7 protein-coding genes are annotated in these 18,904 nt (G+C 72.2%); all 7 read right to left on the bottom strand.

The window, feature by feature from the left end:
• Nucleotides 1-592: 592 nt before the first annotated feature.
• A complete protein-coding gene (gene entS, locus ACYVDG_RS12130; RefSeq protein WP_460749814.1) occupies nt 593-1,855 on the bottom strand; it encodes an enterobactin transporter EntS in 1,263 nt (420 codons plus the stop codon).
• A 120-nt stretch (nt 1,856-1,975) separates the two neighbouring features.
• Nucleotides 1,976-2,182, bottom strand: a complete 207-nt coding sequence (locus tag ACYVDG_RS12125) for an MbtH family protein (protein WP_460749811.1) — start codon at nt 2,180-2,182, stop codon at nt 1,976-1,978.
• A gap of 35 nt (nt 2,183-2,217) precedes the next feature.
• The gene (locus ACYVDG_RS12120; protein WP_460749804.1) at nt 2,218-2,442 is read right to left on the bottom strand and encodes a phosphopantetheine-binding protein; all 225 of its coding nucleotides are present in this window, start codon (nt 2,440-2,442) and stop codon (nt 2,218-2,220) included.
• Nucleotides 2,443-2,520: 78 nt separating this feature from the next.
• The gene (locus ACYVDG_RS12115) at nt 2,521-3,522 is read right to left on the bottom strand and encodes an ABC transporter substrate-binding protein (RefSeq protein WP_460749800.1); all 1,002 of its coding nucleotides are present in this window, start codon (nt 3,520-3,522) and stop codon (nt 2,521-2,523) included.
• Nucleotides 3,523-3,585: 63 nt separating this feature from the next.
• Nucleotides 3,586-7,590, bottom strand: coding sequence for a non-ribosomal peptide synthetase (locus tag ACYVDG_RS12110; RefSeq protein ID WP_460749796.1), 4,005 nt, complete (start codon nt 7,588-7,590; stop codon nt 3,586-3,588).
• 81 nt (nt 7,591-7,671) lie between these two features.
• Nucleotides 7,672-10,971, bottom strand: coding sequence for an amino acid adenylation domain-containing protein (locus tag ACYVDG_RS12105; RefSeq protein ID WP_460749793.1), 3,300 nt, complete (start codon nt 10,969-10,971; stop codon nt 7,672-7,674).
• Nucleotides 10,972-11,021: 50 nt separating this feature from the next.
• Nucleotides 11,022-18,875, bottom strand: a complete 7,854-nt coding sequence (locus ACYVDG_RS12100) for an amino acid adenylation domain-containing protein (RefSeq protein WP_460749790.1) — start codon at nt 18,873-18,875, stop codon at nt 11,022-11,024.
• Nucleotides 18,876-18,904: the final 29 nt, after the last annotated feature.

Raw genomic sequence — 18,904 nt, 5'->3', positions numbered from 1 at the left:
CGCTTCGCGCAACCTCGCCCACCGGGGCGAGGCGGCGTGGATCGCGGGGCGCCAGTCAGCCGCCTCTGCATCCTCTCAACAGTGAGGGGGTGCTGGACGCGGGAGGTCTCCTACCAGCCAGGTGGGCACCTACCTGCAAGCCCGTGGGCTTCACCCACGGGTAGTTGATCCCCGCGTGCGCTGGGCTCGGGGCCAACTATCTGTGATGACGCGAGGCGTTGTTGTCTCGCAACCTGGCTTCAAACCTTGGGGGCCACCGGCGGAGCGGGCCCCTGGGCCACATCATAGATGGGCTTGCGGCCCGGCGGAGGGGGATCCGCCGGGCCCTGTGGTTAGCGGGTGGGGGCGAGGGCCTCGCGGAGGGCCGCGGGACTGGATGCGGTGACGAGATCAGCTGAACTGGGGCACCTGAGCTTTGCCTCGGTTGGCTGGAGTACCTTCGTCTCCTCCCTCAAGGCCCCCCACACCGAATAGACCCCTCCCCCACGCCGCGTAGAGCCCCGGGATCGCCGTTGATCCCGGGGCTGGTCTGTGGCGCCACCGCGGTCGAGCGTGAACGGCTCGTCGGGTGGTCGGAAGTCTGCGGGTGAGGTTACCGCTTGGTGGACGTCACCGCGGGTTCCTTCAGTACCTGGGCGGTCCTTAGCCCGGCGAAGGCGACGGCCAGCGCTCCAACACTGACCACGGTGAGCACTCCCCCGGCCATCAATGCTCCGGCGGCCCCGATGAGGGGTGCCAGGCCGCCGAGGGTGAGGGCTCCGGCCGAGTTGCCGATGGTGGACTGCGCGGTCCACACGGAGTTGACCCGCCCGCGCAGGTGGTCGGGGGTGTGGGACTGCAGGAGCGCGTAGCGCAGGATCTGCTCCACGACCTGGCCGAAGCCCAGGAACACCAGGAAGGCGAAGGCCAGGGGCGCCCAGGGGCTGGCTCCGAATCCGAGGACGGCAAGACCGCAGACAGCGACCGCCGCGAGCAGGAGCGCGCCGCTGCGGCGGGCCCGCCCGGCCCAGCCGCTGGTGAGCGATCCGATCAGCGCTCCGACGGCGGGCGCCGTGTACAGGATTCCGACCAGGCCGGGCCCGCCGCCGAGGACCTTGTCGGTGAACTCGTTGATGAGCACCTGGGGCGTGGCGAACAGCATCTGCGCCAGGCCCAGGAGCAGGAGCGGACCGACGACGCGGTGCCTGAACGCGAACCCGCCTCCTTCGCGCAGGGCGTCGAGGACCGGCTGGGCGCGGGATTCGGCGGAGGGTTCGAGCCTGGGCAGGCGCCACACGAGGAAGGTCGTGAAGAGCGAGAGCAGCGCGGTGATGACGTAGTTCGAGCCCATCCCGAGGCTGGCGATGATCATCCCGCCGAGCGCGGGCGCCATGACGTTGCCGAGGTGGCCGTTGAGTGCGATGAGCGCCCCGGCGGCGGGGAGCTTGTCGCGCGGGACGAAACCGGGGGCCACGGCTTGGAGGGCGACGGTGCTGAACGATCCCAAGAAGCCGTTGAAGGCCGCGATCGCGTAGATCACCCAGAGCCAGGGTTCAGCGGGGAGGAGGGTGTTGGCGGCGAGAACGCCGAAACCGATGACGGCGGAGGCCCGACCGATGACGATGAGGCGCCGCCGGTCGCCGCGGTCGGCGAGCATGCCGCCGACCAGGGTACCGGAGAGGACGCTGACGGCGGAGGTGGTGTGGACGGTGGCCACGAGCAGTGAGGACCCCGTGAGCTCGTACACCTGCATGGGTAGGGCAACGGCCGCGAAGCCCAGCCCGAAGATGGAGATGAGCCGGGCGACGAAGATGATCCTGAACTCGCGGCTCTGGCGCAGGGGGCTGATGTCGATCATCAGCTGGGAGAGTTTCACGGGGTCCTTCACGAGTGGGGCGGTTCAGCGGGCAGCTCCCCCCGGATGATCTTGCCCCTGTCTCCACCCTCGGCCGTCGAGAGTGGAGACAGGAGCAAGATCATCGCGAGAATGCGCGGGTCAGGCGAGCGCCTCGCGCAGGCTGCGGGGGCGCAGGTCGGTCCAGTGCGCGTCGACGTACTCCAGCGCCTCGTTCTTGGAGACGGGGCCGTGGACGGGGGTCCAGCCGTCGGGGACCGGGGCGAAGCCGGGCCACAGCGAGTGCTGGTCCTCGTCGTTGACCAGCACGAGGAAGGTGCCTTCGGTGTCGTCGAAGGGGTTGCTCATGGTCGTCGCTCCTTCAGGGGCGGGTGCGGGGTCGGTCAGGTGAGGATTTTCTGCCAGGCCCGGACGGTGGGCTCCTCGCCGAGGGCGACGAAGTCTGCCTCGACGCCGTATTCGCGCCAGTTCTCCACCAGGCTCATCAGGCGGATCGAGTCCATGCCCTGGTCGAGCAGGCTCTCGGTCTCCTCGACCTCGTCGGTCGGTATCCCCAGCGCCTTGGCCACGTGCTCCAGGACGAGGTCGGGGGTCAGTTCCTTCTGCATTTCCGGTCCTCCTGCGGGGCGGTGAACGCCGGGGCGGTGCACCCGCGGTCAGTTCACCGCCAAGGCGGTGTCGGGCGGTCAGGAGGCGATCTGCTCCAGGGCCTCTTCGAGGCTGTCCAGGGTGAGCAGCGCGGACTTGTGCGTACCGGCGTCGCTCCACGGCAGCGGGTAGACCTGGTCGTCCTCCGCGGCGGGCAGGGAGTTGAAGACGTCCTCGTCGATCAGGTCCTGGGTGGGTCCGGGGACATCGCCGTCGGGGTTGGCCTCGGTGAGGATCGCGTCGGCGTCGGAGAGCTGGTCGACCTCCTCGACGGAGTAGTACGCCGCCCACTCCTGGTGGGAGGCCTCGTTCTGCTCGCCGATGAAGTCGAATCCGACCTCGCTGGCGATGGCGGTGTTCCAGGCGGGGCCGAACTCCTGGAGGACCTGTCCGGCGCCGGCGCCGGGGGTGCCCTCCGAGGAGCGGGCGAAGGCGAAGTCGGTCTCGGCGAGGACGTCGGCGTACTCGTCGGAGATCTCCGCCACTCGGGCGTCGTATTCGCCTTCGAGCTGCTCGTAGGTGTCGGAGACCCCGATCGCGTCGGCCACTTGGACCTCGACCTCCTTCCAGGAGTCGGGGTCGCCGAGGCCGATGGCGACGGTCGGCGCGAGCTCCTCGAGGTTGTCCAGGGGCACGTTCTCCATGCCGTCCGAGGGCCAGCCGACGACGATCAGGTCGGGCTCGAGCGCTGCGATGGCCTCGAAGTTGGCCTCGTTGGTGGAGCCGACCTCTTCCAGGCCGGTCATCGTGTCGACGTCGTCGGGGTGGACGTTCTCGGCCCAGTTGTCCTGGGTGTGCACGCCGACGACGTTGCCGCCGAGCTCGACCGCGGGCTGGGCGGCGTAGGAGAGGGCGACGACGCGCTGGGGGTCGGCGGGGATCTCGATATCGCCGTTCTCGGCCTCGAAGACGCGGGTCTCCCCTTCGGCCTCCGCCCCGCCCTCGGAGCCGTCGTCGGACTCGGTGGCGGCGCAGGCGGTCGCCCCGAGCACCAGGGCGGACAGCGCGCAGAGCGGCCACAGGCGTGCGGGTTCAGACATCAGTTGTTCTCCTGTCAGAGGGAAACCTTCGGGGGTAACAGTTAGGCTAGCCTAGCCTTAGTCTCACTCGTGTCGCACCCCGCTCTTGGTGCGCAGCGCTTCGGCCAGCACGGGGCCGACCTCGGTCAGTGCGGCCGGTCCGGTGAGTGCGTCGTGGGAGGCGTTGACACGGTGGTCGACCACGCGGCCGCTCACGTAGGGGCTCCATGCCTGGTGGTCCACGTCCTCGCGCGGGGTGCCCGCGGCGGTGAAGAACACCAGGTCGCCGTCGAACACCCGGTAGGTGGCGCGGGTCATGAGTTCGGCGTTCTCGCGGTAGGTGTCCACGACCGCGTTCAGGGTGGCGGGCTCCAGGTCCGCCCAGACCCCGCCTTCGCTGATGAACTCGGTGACCTCCTCGCGCGTGTACGGCGGCGCGAAGTCCTGGGGGCTTTCCCGCATGGAGCTGGCCAGCAGGAAGGCCAGGGCCTCCTGTTCCACCTCTTCGGTGGTCGCGGACAGCTCACGGGTGCGCCGCTCGCCGTCCAAGGGGTAGGTGTCCATGACGGCAAGGAGCGCGACCTCCTCGCCCTTGTCCTGGAGGAGGGTGGCGACCGCGTGCGCGACCTGTCCGCCGAAGGACCAGCCGACCAGGTGGTAGGGGCCTTCGGGCTGGACGGCCCGGATCCGCTCCAGGTAGTACACGGCCAGTCCGTCCAGGTCGGGCGCCAATCCGTGCCGTCCGCGCAGCCCGGGCGACTGCACGCCGTAGACCGGCTGGTCGGGGTCCAGGTAGGGGGTGAGGCCGGCGAAGGACCAACTGAACCCGGCGGCCGGGTGGAGGCAGAACAGGGGCGGCCGGTCGCCGCCGGAGCGCAGGGGCAGCAGCGTGGCGAGCGGGTCACCGCCCTCCTCGGTGCCCAACAGGCGGGCCGTGATCCGCGCCGGGGTGGCCGCGGTGAGCACCTCGCCCACCCTCAGCCGCGTGTCGAACTCGCTCCGGATCCTGCCCACCAAGCGCATGGCGAGCAGGGAGTGGCCGCCGAGGGCGAAGAAGTCGTCCTCCGCACCCACCTCGTCCAACCCGAGCACCTCGGCGAACAGCGCGCAGAGTCTGCGCTCCTCGTCGTTGGCGGGCGCGCGTCCGCCGCCGGTCCGCCACTCGGGTGCGGGCAGGGCGGCCTGGTCGAGCTTGCCGTTGACGGTCAGCGGCAGCCGGTCCACGACCATAAGGGCGCTCGGGACCATGTGCTCGGGCAGGCGCGCGGACAGCGCGCCGCGCACCTCTTCGGGGTCGACGGCACCGGGACCTCCGGGGTCCGACTGCTTCGGCACGAGGTAGGCGACGAGTCGGCGCACGCCCGGTGCGTCCTCCCTGGCCAGGACGGCTGCCTGCGCGAGATCGGGGTGGGACTCCAGCACCGCGACGATCTCGCCGGGCTCGACCCGGTGGCCGCGGATCTTGATCTGGTCATCGGTGCGTCCGAGGAAGTCCACGAGCCCGTCGGGACCCCAGCGGACCAGGTCGCCGGTGCGGTACATGCGGCTGCCGGGCGGCCCGAAGGGGTCGGCGACGAACCGGTCGGCGGTCCCGCCGGGGCGTCCCGCGTAGCCGCGGGCGAGGCCGACCCCGGACACGTAGAGCTCGCCGGGGACGCCGGGCGGTACCGGGGACAGGCCGGAGTCGAGCACGTAGACGCGGGTGTTGTGGATGGGCGCGCCCACCGTGGGCCCGGCGCTGTCCTCGGTCCCGCCTCCGAGGGTGTTGATCGTGTACTCGGTGGGTCCGTAGAGGTTGTAGCCGAGCACGCCGGGCGCCTCGCGCAGCCGCCGCCAGACGGTGTCGGTGACCGCCTCTCCCCCGAGCAGGACCAGGCAGGGCCGGTGCCTGCCGTCCTCCGCCAGCAGCCCGTCCTCGATCAGCTGTCCGCAGTAGGAGGGGGTGACGTTGATGACGTCGATGGCGTGCTCGGCGCAGTAGGAGGTCAGGGCGTCGGAGTCGCGGCGCATCTCCTCGTCCATCAGGTGCACCTCGTGCCCCTGGACCAGCCAGAGCAGTTCCTCCCAGGACATGTCGAAGGAGAAGGAGACGGTGTGCGCGATGCGCAGGATCCGCCCGCCCTGCTCGGCGACGACCTGGTCGAAGATGCGCTCCTGGTGGTTGACGAGCATGTTGGTCAAGCCGCGCAGGGGCACCGCCACACCCTTGGGGCGGCCCGTGGAGCCCGAGGTGTAGATGGTGTAGGCGAGGGAGTCGGGGCTCACCGGTCCCAGGCGTTCGGCGTCGGTGAGGTCGTCGGGCGGCAGTTCGGCCAGCGCGGCCTCGGTCGCGGCTGAACCGAGGACGACGTTGGCGGTGCCTTCCCGGGACGGGACCCGCGCCACGGAGTCCTCGCTCACCAGCGCCACCGCGGGGGCGGAGTCCCCGATCATGTCGGCCAGCCTGGACTCCGGGTGGTCCAGGTCGAGGGGCACGTAGCCACCGCCGGCCTTCAGGACGGCGAAGAGCCCGGCCACGGCGTCGACCGAGCGGGGCACGCCCAGGGCGACACCGGTGTCGGGGCCGATCCCGCGGTCGACCAGCAGCCGGGCGATCCGGTTGGCGCGGCCGTTGAGTTCGCCGAAGGACACGCGGCGCCCGTGGAAGACCAGGGCCGTGCGGTCGGGGAGCTCACCGGCGGTCTTCTCCAGGAGCTGGGTGATGGTGTCCGGGGGCAGGTCGCGGTCGGTCCGGTTGGGTTCGGTGAGCACCGCCCGGGACTCCTCGCCGGAGAGCAGGTCGAGGTCGGCCACGCGCTGTTCGGGGTCGGTGGCCAGGGCCTCGATCGCGGCCAGGGCGCGGTCGAAGAGCCGTTGGGCGGTGGTGTCGTCGAACAGGTCGGGGCGGTAGGCCAGGGAGACCGTGGTGCTGTCGCCCGGCTCGACCACGAAGGTGAGGGGGTAGTGGGTGGCGTCGGCGGCCGACACCTTCTCCAGCCCCACCGCCTCCTCCAGTTCCCGGGCCTGGGAGGCGTCCTTGGGTGTGTTGCGCAGGACGTAGAGGGTGTCGAAGAGGGTGCCCAGCCCTGCCTGGCCCTGGATCTCGGCGAGGTTGACGTGGTGGTAGGGCAGCAGGTCGGTCTGCTGGCGGTGCACGCGCTCGAAGAGGTCGACGAGGCGTTCGGCCGGGCGCGGGTCGATGCGCACCGGGATGGTGTTGAAGAACAGGCCGATGACCGAGGACACGTCGGGGATCTCGGGTGGGCGGCCGGAGACGGTGCTGCCGAAGACGATGTCGTCGCGGCCGGTCTGGGCGCGCAGGGTGAGTGCCCAGGCGGTGCAGAGGAGGGAGTTCGGGGTGACGCCGATCCGGCGGGCCACGGCGGTGAGCGCGTCCGCGGTCTCGGGGGCCAGGTCGGCCTCGAGGGAGCGCGGCATGACCGGGCGGCGGCCGGGGTCGGGCGGGGCGATCAGTGTGGGTGTGTCCAGCCCGGCGAGGGCGTCGCGCCAGGCTCCGGCGGCCCGGTCCATGTCCTGCTGGGACAGCCAGACCAGGTAGTCGCGGTAGGGGCGGGCGGGCGGCAGGGCGGCGGGGTCGCCGCCGGCGCGGTACAGCTCCAGGAGTTCGAAGATGTAGAGCGTGCCCGACCAGCCGTCCATGAGGATGTGGTGGTGGGTCTCGACCAGTACGGCCCGCCCCTGGCCGCAGTGCACGAGGACGTTGCGGATGAGGGGTGGCCGGGTGAGGTCGAAGCGGCGTTCGCGCTCCTCGCGCCGGATGCGGGTGAGTTCGCGGTCGCGCTCGTCGGGTCCGTGACCGCTGAGGTCCACCTCGCGCCAGTGGGCGGGCATCGCGGCCCGGATGAACTGGACCGGCTGTTCCATGCCTTCGTGCGCGAAACCGGCGCGCAGGTTGGGGTGGCGGCGCAGCATCTCGTCGGCGCTGGCGCGAAGGGCGTCGGCGTCCACCGGCCGGTTGAACTCGAACACGTGCTGGACGGTGTAGACGTCCAGCCTCTGGTCGTCGTCGAGTGCGTGGAAGAGCAGGCCCTGTTGGAGGGGTGCCAGCGGAAGGACGTCCTCGAGGGTCGTTGCTGCTTGCTGGGACACGGTCCTCGGCTCCTGACTGTCGTGTGGCGGGGTCGTGGTCTGGGTTTCGCGGGGGTCGGGCTGGAGGTCGTTGGTCGATCCCTATTCGGGGTCGAGTCCGAGGCCTTCGAGGCGGGCCATCTGGTCGGCGCCGAGGGAGACCAGGGGTTGGGGTGCGGCGGGTTCGGGGGCCGGGGCGGCCGCAGAGGGCTGCTCTGTCTGCTCCGTCTGCCCGGCCCGTCCTGGTTCCCCGGTCTGCTCGCGGGCCAGTCCGGCCAGGGCCGCGGGGGTGGGGTGGGAGAAGACGTCGTAGACGCTGACGTCGAACCCGCCGCCCGAGATCTCGGCGACCAGGCGCAGGGCGCTGATGCTGTCGCCGCCGAGCCGGAAGAAGTGGTCCCCGGTGTGGACCTCCGGGAGGCCGAGCACGGTGGCGAAGGCGGTGCAGACCACCTGTTCGCGTGCGTTCCGAGGGCGTTCGCCCTGGCCCGCTCCGGCCCCGAAGTCGGGGGCCGGCAGCGCCGCGCGGTCCAGCTTGCCGTTCAGCGACAGCGGCCACTCGGTCACGGGCACCACGGTGGTGGGCACCATGTACTCGGGCAGGACGGTGGCGGCGTGTTCGCGTACCCGCTCCGGTGCGGCCTCGCCGCTCACGTAGCCGACCAGCACCTGCTCACCGGAGGGATTCACGGCCACGGTGACCACGGCACCGGTGACCCCGGAAACAGCAGCCAAGGCCGACTCGATCTCGCCCAGCTCGATGCGCTGGCCGCGCAGCTTCACCTGGAAATCGGACCGGCCGACGAACTCCAAGGCTCCTCCGCGGAAACGGGCCACATCCCCCGTCCGGTACATGCGCTCACCCGCGGCGAAGGGGTCGGCGACAAAGCGCTCCGCGGTCAGGCCGAACCGGCCCTGGTAACCGCGGGCCAACTGGTCACCGGCCAGGTACAGGTCACCGGACACACCCTCGGGCACCGGCCGCAACAGCGCGTCCAGCACGTACACCCGGGTATTCCACACCGGACGGCCGATCGGCACGGACGTGCGGCCCACGTCCTCGAAGGCGTCGAACCAGGTCACGTCCACGGCCGCCTCGGTGGGCCCGTAGAGGTTGTACAGGTCCACGGCGGGCAGCAGTTCGAAGAAGCTCTCGGCCGCCTCCGAGGGCAGCGCCTCACCCGAGGCGAACACCCGGCGCAGCCCGTCGCACTCGGTGGCCGTGGGCTCCTCCAGGAAGATCCGCAGCATCGAGGGGACGAAGTGGCAGGTGGTCACGGCGTGTTCCTGGATGGCCCGGGACAGGTAGGCCGGGTCGCGGTGGCCCCCCGGTGCGGCGACCACCAGGCCGGCACCCGCGCGGAAGGGCCAGAAGAACTCCCACACCGACACGTCGAAGGCCGACGGGGTTTTCTGCAGCACCCGGTCGTCCCCGCTCAACGGGAACTGGCCCTGCATCCACTCCAACCGGTTCACGATCGCCGCATGGGAGACCCCCACGCCCTTGGGCCGCCCCGTCGAACCCGACGTGTAGATCACATACGCCAAGTCATCGGGGCTCAGCGGGGAGCGGCGGTCGCGGTCGGAGAACGCGTCGCCCGAGAAGCTCGACAGCCGCACGTCCGGGCTGTCCAGGAGGAGGCGCCCGCCCTCCCCTTCGGGGACGAGGTCGGCGCCCGCACCGTTGGTCAGCACCACCCGGGGCCGGGCATCCGCCAACACGAACCGCAACCGCTCGGCCGGATAGTCCAGGTCCAACGGCAGATAGGCACCACCGGCCACCACCACCGCGTGCAGCGCCACCACCAGATCGGCCGAGCGCGGCATACCCACCGCAACCACGTCACCCGGACCCACACCGCGCGCCACCAGCACCCGCGCCAAACGGTTCACCCGGTCACGGAAACCCGCGTAGTCCCACACCTCGCCCGAATCGGCATCCACCAGCGCCACCCGGTCCGACCACTGCCCGACCCCCTCAGACGCATCACCCAACAGCCCAGCGGCCACCGGCACCGCCGTCGCGTTGACCGCCGAGAGCGCCACCGTCTCCGGCTCGGCGGCGGGGGCGAGCTCGGCGGTCCGGAGTCCGGGTCGGCGCACGAGCGCGACGAGCGTGCGCCGGAACTCGGCCAGCAGGGCCTTCGCCCCGGCCTCGTCGCAGGAGTCCGTGCGGTAGCCGAGCACGAACCTCGGCTCCCCGCCGGGCAGGGCGACCAGGGTGAGGGGGTAGTGGGTGGCGTCGTGGACGTCCACGTCCCGCACACCGACCCCGGCGAAGGAGCGGCGTCCCAGTTCGGGGTCGAGCGGGTAGTTCTCCACCACCAGCAGCGAGTCGAAAGCCGCGCCTGCGGCGCGCTGGATCCGCCCCAGTCCCAGGTGCTGGTGTTCGATGAGGGAGCCCTGCTCGTCCTGGATCCACCGGGCCAGGTCCGCACCGCTCTCCCCCGGCGCCAGCCGGGCGCGGACCGGGACGGTGTTGATGAGCAGTCCCACCATCGACTCCGCTCCCGGGAGCCCGGTGGAGCGGCCCGAGACGGTCGCGCCGAATACCACGTCGTCGCTGCCGGTGCGCCGGGAGGCCACGAGCGCCCAGGCGGCCTGGATGAGGGAGTTGACGGTCACCCCGGTGCGGGCGGGCGCCTCGGTGAGGGCGGCCGCCTCGTCCTCGGTGAGGGAGAGGTCCACCCGGAGCGAGCGAGCGGCATCTCCGTCTCCACCAGGGGTCTCCGCGTTGCCCGCCGTCTTCGCACCCCGCGCGGGGCCGAGGACGTCGGTGCTCTCGGGGGCGTCGGCTAGCGCCGCGGTCCATGCGCGTTCGGCGGCGCCGGTGTCGCGGGAGGCCAGCCAGGCCAGGTGGTCCCGGAAGGCGGGGGCCGGGGCACGCGGGCCGCCGTCCGGGCCGGCCGCGTAGGCCTCCATCAGCTCGCGGACGAGGATCGGCATCGACCAGCCGTCGAGGATGATGTGGTGGTTGGTGAGGATGAGCGTGTGCTCGTCCGCTGCGTGCCGGACCAGTACGCAGCGCAGCAGCGGGGCAATGGTGAGGTCGAACGGCTCGCGGACCTCGGCCGCCTCGATCCGCGCGACCTCCTCCCTGGCCTGCTCCACGGGCGCGGAGCCCAGGTCGACCACCCGGAGCGGGACGGTGGTGTCCCTGGTGACGAACTGGACGGGGCGCTCCATGTCCTCGTACCAGAAGCCGACCCGGAGATTGGGGTACCTGGCGAGCAGGGTGGCGAAGGCGGCCCGCAGCCGGTCGGTGTCCAGCGGACCCGTCAGGGCGACGGTGGTCCGCACCGTGTAGACGTCCTCCCGGTCACTGCTGGCGTGGAAGAGCAGCCCTTCCTGCAGCGGGGTGAGGGGGAGGACGTCCTCCAGGGCGGGCTCTGGCGAAGGCATGTCTGTCCTGTCCGATCGGGTCGTGCGTGTGCGCGGGTCGCTGTCTGTGCTCACCGGCGCCGCCTCAGCAGGGCTTCCAACTGGTCGACCTGGCCCTGCCCCAGGGAGACCATGCCGAAGTCGGAGGGTGTGTGGCTGCCCGCCTCGGTCGAGTCCGTGTGGGCGGCGAGCGCCTTCAGGGCGTCGAACCAGCCGTCGAGGAGGGCTTGGACGCGTTCCTCGCTCCACAGGCGCCGGGCGAAGGTCCACCGGGCGCGCAGGCGCGTGCCCTCGGGTCCGTCCTCGGCGATGGCGTTGAGCGCCAGCCCGTGGGTGAGGGCGAGCTTGGGGTCGAAGTCCAGGGGCACGTCCCAGGTCTCCTCGGTGAGTTCCCAGTCCTTGCCCGAGGAGGCGGGCATCCGGCCCAGGTAGTTGAAGAGGAGGCCGGGTGTCGGCCCCGCGCCGAGTTCCCGGGCGGTGTCGTCGTTGAGGTAGCGGAGGACGCCGAAGCCCACTCCCCCTTCGGGGACGGCGCGCAGGGTCTCCTTGACCCGCTTGAGCGCCTGGCCGGCGGCGGGACCGGAGGCCAGCGCCTCCCGCACGTCGACGCCGGAGACATCCAGGCGGAGCGGGTAGAGGCTGGTGAACCAGCCGACGGTGCGCGACAGGTCGGCGCCGGGGACCAGGTCCTCTCGGCCGTGTCCCTCCGCGTCCACCAGGAGTGCGCCCTGTGGGTGCCCGGATTCGGCCCGCCAGCTGTCCACTGCCAGGGCGAGCGCGCTGAGCAGGACGTCGTCGGGGCGTGCGCTGTAGGCCTCGGTGACCCGGTTGAGCACCGCTTCGGTGGTCGCGGCGTCGAGCAGCCCGGTGACGGTGTGGGCGGTCTCGACGGTGTCCTGCTCGGGGTCGATACCCGGGAAGCCCGCAGTGTCCTCGTCCGTGGTTCCACCCTTGCCGAGGACCGAGCGCCAGTAGGGCAGCTGTTCCGTCCAGCGCGGGGTGTGCGCCGCGTCCTCGAGCGCGAACGCCCAGGCGCGCAGCGGGGTACCCGGCGCGGACAGCGTCGGGGCGCTGCCCTGCGTGCGGGCGGCCACGGCAGTTTCCAGGTCGGGCAGGAGCACCCGCCAGGAGACCCCGTCGACGGCCAGGTGGTGGATGACCAGCAGGAGCCGTCCCTGGTCCCGGTCGCCGCAGTCGAACCAGACCGCGCGCAGCAGCGCGCCCGCGTCCACGTCGAGTTCGCTCGCGGCGGCCTCGGCCGCTTCGGCGACCGCGCGGTTGAGGGTGCCCCCGGGGCGGACGGGCACGGGCACCCGCCGGACGCAGTCCCGGGCGTTGACGGACCCCTCGGGCCGGATCTCCAGGTTGGGCCGGTCCCCCGCGCGGTTCAGGCACAGGCGCAGGGCGTCGTGGCGGTCCAGGACGTCGGACAGCGCGGCGGTGAGGACCTCCAAGGTCAGACCGGGCGGTGTGGCCACGACCTGGCGCTGGGTGACGGCGTCGATGCGGTCGCCGCGGCCGTGCATCCAGTGGGCGATCGGCGTCAGGGGCAGCTCGCCCGAGGGCGGGGAGTCGGCCCCGAAGACGTCCGCGCCGCCGGATCCGGGGTCGACCGGGGTGGCGAGCCGGGCCAGTCCGGCGGGGGTGCGGGCGCTGAAGACGTCCGCGACGTTGAGCGCCCACCCCTGGCTGTGGAGCCGGTTGACCACCTGGATGGAGGAGATGCTGTCGCCGCCCAGGCGGAAGAAGTCGTCGTCGGTACCGGCTTCGGGCAGGTGCAGGACTTCGGCGTACACCAGGCAGAGGGCACGTTCGACCGGGGTCCCCGGCCGGCGCCCCCGGCCCGCCTCAGCACCGAACTCCGGGGCCGGCAGGGCCGCGCGGTCCAGCTTGCCGTTGGGCGAGAGCGGCCACTCGGCCACGCCCACCAGGACGGAGGGCACCATGTACTCCGGCAGGGACCCCGAGGCCTGTTCCCGGATCCATTCGAAGGGCCCCTCGGTGCCCGCACCGCTCACGTAGCCGACCAGCACCTGCTCACCGGAGGGATTCGCGGCCACGGTGACCACGGCACCGGTGACCCCGGAAACAGCAGCCAAGGCCGACTCGATCTCGCCCAGCTCGATGCGCTGGCCGCGCAGCTTCACCTGGAAATCGGACCGGCCGACGAACTCCAAGGCTCCTCCGCGGAAACGGGCCACATCCCCCGTCCGGTACATGCGCTCACCCGCGGCGAAGGGGTCGGCGACAAAGCGCTCCGCGGTCAGGCCGAACCGGCCCTGGTAACCGCGGGCCAACTGGTCACCGGCCAGGTACAGGTCACCGGACACACCCTCAGGCACCGGCCGCAACAGCGCGTCCAGCACGTACACCCGGGTATTCCACACCGGACGGCCGATCGGCACGGACGTGCGGCCCACGTCCTCGAAGGCGTCGAACCAGGTCACGTCCACGGCCGCCTCGGTGGGCCCGTAGAGGTTGTACAGGTCCACGGCGGGCAGCAGTTCGAAGAAGCTCTCGGCCGCCTCCGAGGGCAGCGCCTCACCCGAGGCGAACACCCGGCGCAGCCCGTCGCACTCGGTGGCCGTGGGCTCCTCCAGGAAGATCCGCAGCATCGAGGGGACGAAGTGGCAGGTGGTCACGGCGTGTTCCTGGATGGCCCGGGACAGGTAGGCCGGGTCGCGGTGGCCCCCCGGTGCGGCGACCACCAGGCCGGCACCCGCGCGGAAGGGCCAGAAGAACTCCCACACCGACACGTCGAAGGCCGACGGGGTTTTCTGCAGCACCCGGTCGTCCCCGCTCAACGGGAACTGGCCCTGCATCCACTCCAACCGGTTCACGATCGCCGCATGGGAGACCCCCACGCCCTTGGGCCGCCCCGTCGAACCCGACGTGTAGATCACATACGCCAAGTCATCGGGGCTCAGCGGGGAGCGGCGGTCGCGGTCGGAGAACGCGTCGCCCGAGAAGCTCGACAGCCGCACGTCCGGGCTGTCCAGGAGGAGGCGCCCGCCCTCCCCTTCGGGGACGAGGTCGGCGCCCGCACCGTTGGTCAGCACCACCCGGGGCCGGGCATCCGCCAACACGAACCGCAACCGCTCGGCCGGATAGTCCAGGTCCAACGGCAGATAGGCACCACCGGCCACCACCACCGCGTGCAGCGCCACCACCAGATCGGCCGAGCGCGGCATACCCACCGCAACCACGTCACCCGGACCCACACCGCGCGCCACCAGCACCCGCGCCAAACGGTTCACCCGGTCACGGAAACCCGCGTAGTCCCACACCTCGCCCGAATCGGCATCCACCAGCGCCACCCGGTCCGACCACTGCCCGACCCCCTCAGACGCATCACCCAACAGCCCAGCGGCCACCGGCACCGCCGTCGCGTTCACTCCCGAGGCCAGGGCCGTCTCCGCCCCGGTGCGGGGGTCGATCCCGGCCAGGGGGCGGCCGGGGTCGGCGAGCACGGAGTCCAGCAGGATCCCGAAGCGCTCGGCGAGGAGCCGTGCGGTGCGCTCGTCGTAGAGGTCGGTGGCGTAGCGCAGCTCGCCGACGAGCTCCTCGGCGCCGGGCAGCTCCACCACGGTGAACTCCAGGTCCACCTTGGCGATGTCGGTCTCGGCCCGCTGCGGTTCCACCCGGGCACCGAAGAGGTCCTGGGAACCGCCCGGTTCGCGCTGGTAGCTGAGCATGACCTGGAACAGCGGGTGCCGACCGGCCCCGCGCGGGGGCGCGACCGCCTCGACGATCTGGTCGAAGGGCAGGTCGGCGCGGGCGTAGGCGGCGGTGTCCACCGCGTGCGCGCGCCGCAGCAGCTCCTCGAAGGTCACGTCGCCGGACACGTCCAGGCGCAGCGGCACCAGGTTGAGGAACAGGCCGACGAGGTCGTGGGTGGCGGCGGCGTCCCGGTTGGCGATGGGGGTGCCGACGGTGACGTCGTCGCCCGCGCCGTGGCGGTGCAGCAGGTAGGCGAGGGCCGCGTGCAGCACCATGAACTCGGTGGCCCCGTGCGCACGGGCCAGGGCGCAGAGCCGGGAGGTGGCCTGGGCGGAGATCCGGAAGGGTGCCACCGCGCCGCGGCCGCTGGCCAGCGCCGGGCGTGGCCGGTCCGCGGGCAGGTCGGTCTCCTCCGGTGCCCCCGCCAGGGCGGTGCGCCACTCCCCCGCGATCCTTGCGGCGGTGCTGTCGGCGGCCGCGATGGAGCCGAGGCGTTCCCACTGCCAGAGCGTGTGGTCGACGTAGTCGGCGGACCGCTCGGGCCAGCGGGGCTCCTCACCGCGCTGCCGGTGGCGGTAGGCGGTGTCCAGGTCGCGCAGGAGCGGGCCTTCGGACCACTCGTCGGTGGCGATGTGGTGGATGACCAGGAGCAGGACGTGTTCCGGTACGCCCGTGTGCTCGCCGGTCCGGAAGAGGGTGGCGCGGAGCGGGACGTCCCGGGAGATGTCGAAAGGGCGGTGCAGCCGCCGCCGCATGCCCGCGGTGAGTTCGGCTTCGGAGGCCTCGGCCACCTCCAGGAGGTCGGGCAGGGCGTCGGCCGGGAGGATGTTCTGGAAGGCCTCGTCGCCTTCGTCGGTATAGACGGTGCGCAGGGTCTCGTGCCTGGTCACGGTGTCGCGCAGGGCGAGGGAGAGCGCGTCGGCGTCGATCGCGCCGTGCAGCCGGAGGGCGACGGGGACGTTGTAGACCGGGCTCGGCCCGTTGAGCCGTTCGAGGAACCAGAGCCTGCGTTGGGCGGCTGACAGCGGAGGACGTTCGGGGCGGGTGCGCGCGGGCGGTCCCAGCTCGGGGCCGGCCGCGCTATCGGAGCGCAGCCGTGCGGCCAAAGCCGCCACGGTGGGTGCTTCGAAGACGTCGCGCAGGCCGATGTCGCCGGTGAACCGCTCGCGGACCCGGTTGGCCAGGCGCCCGGCGAGCAGTGAGTGGCCGCCGAGGGAGAAGAAGTCGTCGTCGACACCCACGTGTTCGGCCCCGAGCACTTCGGCGAAGAGGACGCACAGCACCGCCTCGTCGGCGTTCCTGGGCTGCGTGCTGCCGGTGGCGGAGGACAGGGTCGGTGCGGGAAGGGCCTTGCGGTCGATCTTGCGGTTCTCGGTGAGGGGGAAGGACTCCAGAGCGACCAGCGCGGCCGGGACCATGTAGTGCGGCAGCCGGTCGGCCAGGGCGGCGCGGACGGACTCGGTGTCGAGGGTGCGGCCCGGTGCGGGCACGGCGTAGCCCACGAGCGCGGTGCCGCCGGTGCTGTCCTCGCGCGCGACCACCACGCACTGCCCGACCTCAGGGCTCTCGCCGAGGGCGCTCTCGATCTCGCCGAGCTCGATGCGGAAGCCGCGGATCTTGACCTGGTGGTCGGTGCGGCCGAGGTAGTCCAGGGCCCCGTCGGGGCGGCGGCGCACCAGGTCGCCGGTGCGGTACATCCGGCTTCCGGGCGGGCCGAAGGGGTCGGCGACGAACCGCTCCGCGGTCAGGCCGGTGCGGCCCACGTAGCCTCGGGCGAGGCCCGCGCCGGAGATGTACAGGTCGCCGGCGCGTCCGGTCGGCACCGGGCGCAGCGCGGCGTCGAGTACCCGCAGGCCCGTGTTGGCGATCGGGCGGCCGATGGTGACGGTCTCGTCGGGGTGCACGGTCGCGGCGGTGGACCAGATGGTGGTCTCGGTGGGGCCGTAGAGGTTGGTCACCTCAGTGGCGCGGACGGCGAGGTCTTCGGCCAGTTCGGCGGGCAGGGCCTCGCCGCCGACGAGGACGCGCAGGCCGCGCACGGCGTCGGGGTGCTCCTCGGTGAGGGAGCGCCACAGGGTGGGGGTGGCCTGCATGACCGTGGCTCCGGTGCTCTCCACGAGTGCGGCCAGAGCACGGGGGTCGCGCGTGGTGTCGCGGTCGGCGAGGACGAGGGTGGCCCCCGTCATCAGCGGGAGGTAGACCTCCAGCAGGGAGATGTCGAAACCGATCGTGGTGACGGCGGCCCACCGGTCGCCCGGTCCGAGGGGGAAGCGCTCACCCATGGCGGCGAGGAAGTTGCGCAGGCCCTGCTCCGGTACGGCCACGCCCTTGGGGCGGCCGGTGGAACCGGAGGTGTAGAGGATGTAGCCGAGCCCGTTCCCGGGAGCAGGTCGTACCGGGGCCGTGGCCGAGTGCTCGGGGCCATGGGGGTCGTCCACCAGCAGGCGGGGCGCGCCCTCGGGCAGCCGCCGGGTGAGTTCGGTGTTGGTGAGCAGCAGGAGGACGTCGGCGTCGTCGAGCATGTAGGCGACGCGGTCCGCCGGGAAGTCGGGGTCCAGGGGCAGGAAAGCCGCTCCGGTCCGGGGCACGGCGAGCAGGGCCACGGCCAGGTCCACGCCGCGGGGCAGCGCGACGGCGACCACGTGTTCGGGCCCTGCGCCGTGCGCGCGCAGGTGCGCGGCGAGGCGGTCGGCCCGGTCCTGGAGTTCGGCGTAGGTGATCTCGTCCCCGCCCGCCCGGACCGCGATCTCGTCGGGCCAGCGGAGAGCGGCCTCGGCGACCTGCTCGTGGACGGGTGCGGCCGGGAGCTCCCGGCGGGTCGCCGCGTCCTCGGCGGCCGGTGCGCTGAGCTCGTCGGCGGATGCGGTGTCGATGACGCCGACGGGCTCCGTGCCTTCGGTGTCGAGGCGGTGGAAGCCGTCCAGGAACCGGGTGAACTCGGCCGCCCTCCCGCGCAGCGCGTCGGCGGTGTGGCCGTCGGCGTTGGCGTTGTACTCGAACCGAAGCCCGCCGGTGGTGCGGTCCGGGTGGACGGAGAGGGAGAGGTCGTCGATCGGCCCCTCGGAGAGGGTGCGGGCGGTGGCGTGCACGTCGCCGAAGCGCAGGTCGTCGTCGAAGGCCTTGATATTGATGACCGGGCCGTACAGGCCGGTCTCCCGGCCGACCAGCCCGAGGTCGCGGCGGATGTCCTCGGCGCGGTAGCCCTGGTGGGTGCGGAGTTCGCGCAGCCGTGCGGAGGCTTGGCGGACGAGTTCGACGGGGGTGCTCGAGGGCGCCACGCGCATCCGGAGCGGGAGGATGTTCACCACCATGGACGGCACGCTGAGCGAGACCGAGCCGAGCCGGCCCATGGCGGGCATGCCGATGACGACGTCGCCCGTGCCTGTGGCGCGGTGGATGTAGGCGGCGTAGGCGGCGACCAGCGCCTCGGCCCAGTTGCCCCCGGCCGCCTCGGCCAGAGCCTTGACCGCGGTGAAGCCCTCCGCGTCGAGTGTGCCGTGTTCGCGGCGGCTGCCGTTGGGTGAGGCGGCGGGGACGGTGCCGAGCACCGCGGGCTCGGGGCGTCCAGCCAGCGCGTCGGCCCAGTAGGCCCGGTCCTTCGCGCTCCGTTCCGAGGCCGCGTAGGCCTCCTCTTCGGCCACGACCTCGGTGAGGGTGCGGGAGCGGGGAGCGGGGGTGCCCTCCCCCGCCCTGTGGGTGTAGATCTCGGCGGCGCGGCGGTTGACGGTGTTGATCGCGTAGGCGTCCACGATGATGTGGTGGTAGCGCTGGAACCACAGCCAGCGCCGGTCCGCCACGCGCAGCAGGGCGAACGTGAAGAGGGGGCCGTCAGTGCCCCACACCGGGGTGGCCATGCGCTCGCCCATCCACGCGTGCGCCGCTTCGAAGGGGTCGGCGGCGCCGCGCGTGTCGACGGTCTCCAGGCTCCAGGGGACGTCCCGCAGGACCTCCTGGACGGGAGCCTCGGAGCCCCCGCCCCCAACGTCCTCCCCTGGGGTCCCGTCCCCGCCGCCTCCGACGACGCGGACGCGCAGGGTCTCGGTCTCCCGGACGACCTGGCGCAGCGCGGTCTCGAACAGCTCGGGGTCGATACACCCGGGCAGGTCGACGTACTGGCCGACGTTGTAGGCGGGGCTGTCCCGCAGGACCTGTTGGGCGTACCAGACCCCGGTCTGCGCGCCGGTCAGAGCTGTTCGTGTGGTCACCGGATCGGCCATGGTGTGCGCTGGCTTCC

The sequence above is a fragment of the Nocardiopsis oceani genome, assembly GCF_054777395.1.
Note: the sequence above shows the minus strand (reverse complement) of the source record. Positions and strands in the feature narration are given on the sequence as shown.

Coding starts and splice junctions, on each gene's coding strand:
- ACYVDG_RS12125 (WP_460749811.1), bottom strand. CDS start 2,182: ATGAGCAACCCCTTCGACGACACCGAAGGCACCTTCCTCGTGCTGGTC.
- ACYVDG_RS12120 (WP_460749804.1), bottom strand. CDS start 2,442: ATGCAGAAGGAACTGACCCCCGACCTCGTCCTGGAGCACGTGGCCAAG.
- ACYVDG_RS12115 (WP_460749800.1), bottom strand. CDS start 3,522: ATGTCTGAACCCGCACGCCTGTGGCCGCTCTGCGCGCTGTCCGCCCTG.
- ACYVDG_RS12105 (WP_460749793.1), bottom strand. CDS start 10,971: ATGCCTTCGCCAGAGCCCGCCCTGGAGGACGTCCTCCCCCTCACCCCG.